Below are 831 nucleotides of genomic sequence, written 5' to 3'. Positions count from 1 at the left end.
TCGCCTCTGACTGCCAAGGCATCCACCGTGTACGCTTAGTCACTTAACCATACAACCCGAAGGAGTTTCGAGTTGATGAACAAGTCACCAAAGTTGTCTGCAATTTTTATACATGATGCAGACTCGATTTTGCCGGACTCAAATTCCAAGAACACTTGAATGTGTTTTTTGGTGTTTATCTTTCGATAAACATTGAGAACTTTACAAACAACAATAAATTGTTGTTTTGTCAGCTTTCCAAATTGTTAAAGAGCTAATCACTTCTAATGAAGTAACCATTTTTAAAAACTCTCAAGAGAGAATGTTTAAAGATGGTGGGCGATACCGGGCTCGAACCAGTGACCCCCTGCTTGTAAGGCAGGTGCTCTCCCAACTGAGCTAATCGCCCACATTAGTTTTACTTCTTAGTGGAAGAAGTTCCTCGAATGGTGGAGCTATGCGGGATCGAACCGCAGACCTCCTGCGTGCAAGGCAGGCGCTCTCCCAGCTGAGCTATAGCCCCATCGAGAAATGGTGGGTCGTGCAGGATTCGAACCTGCGACCAATTGATTAAAAGTCAACTGCTCTACCAACTGAGCTAACGACCCAATGGTATCCCGTAGGGGAGTCGAACCCCTGTTACCGCCGTGAAAGGGCGGTGTCCTAGGCCTCTAGACGAACGGGACACTAAGTGAACATCTTGGGGGATGTTCTATCTCTTAAACTTTATAAACCATATCAATCTGTGTGAACACTCATCGCAATAATCATCGTTTAAGGAGGTGATCCAGCGCCAGGTTCCCCTAGCGCTACCTTGTTACGACTTCACCCCAGTCATGAACCACAAAGTGG

General features: G+C 46.1%; 4 tRNA genes and 1 rRNA gene. All 5 read right to left on the bottom strand.

Features of this window, described 5'->3' with window-relative positions:
• Positions 1–312 precede the first annotated feature (312 nt).
• Positions 313–388 (bottom strand) — tRNA-Val (locus R8O11_RS26475).
• 38 nt (positions 389–426) lie between these two features.
• Positions 427–502, bottom strand: a tRNA-Ala gene (locus tag R8O11_RS26470).
• A 9-nt stretch (positions 503–511) separates the two neighbouring features.
• Positions 512–587: transfer RNA gene (locus R8O11_RS26465), tRNA-Lys, on the bottom strand.
• A 2-nt stretch (positions 588–589) separates the two neighbouring features.
• Positions 590–665: transfer RNA gene (locus tag R8O11_RS26460), tRNA-Glu, on the bottom strand.
• Positions 666–754: 89 nt separating this feature from the next.
• Positions 755–831 (bottom strand): 16S ribosomal RNA (locus R8O11_RS26455); the annotation flags it as partial.

It is taken from the genome of Vibrio sp. 1288 (assembly GCF_033344475.1).
This window is presented reverse-complemented; position numbering and strand designations above follow the sequence as displayed.